Source organism: Vibrio sp. 10N.222.49.C9, from assembly GCF_041474985.1.
GTDB classification, from domain to species: domain Bacteria; phylum Pseudomonadota; class Gammaproteobacteria; order Enterobacterales; family Vibrionaceae; genus Vibrio; species Vibrio crassostreae_C.
The window spans coordinates 1-389 of the sequence record NZ_JBFRVD010001006.1 but is presented as its reverse complement, the minus strand read 5'-3'; the positions used below and the strand labels follow the sequence as shown (position 1 = coordinate 389).

At 51.4% G+C, this 389-nt stretch carries 1 protein-coding gene; it reads right to left on the bottom strand.

Annotated features, from left to right (window positions below):
• Positions 1 to 389: UDP-N-acetylglucosamine 2-epimerase (locus tag AB4585_RS26645; RefSeq protein ID WP_372171753.1), on the bottom strand; the 389-nt coding region annotated here is incomplete at both ends.

The following is a 389-nucleotide window of genomic DNA, read 5'->3' as shown; positions in this document are numbered from 1 at the left end:
GCTCCGCCACCGTATTCAGCGTCTGAGCAAGTTTAAGCAATTGCTTCGGTGAGTCTACGTTCTCTTCACGGTGCGCACTGACCACAAAAAACTGACCTTTCTGCAAGCCCAAACGTGACAACACATCGGAGCCATCTATTTGAGGCATATAATGGTTCAATACCTCGAACATAGGGCTGCCCGTCTTAATGACGCGGTCAGCAGGCAAGCCCTCAGCAATCAGGTAATCACGCGCGATGGTGCTGTAAGTGAGGTTAATGTCCGCAGTATGGTCAACAATCTTGCGGTTAGTCTCTTCCGGCACACGTTGGTCAAAACAACGGTTACCCGCTTCCATGTGGAAGATAGGCACCTTGCGACGTTTCGCCGGAATGGCAGAGATGCACGAG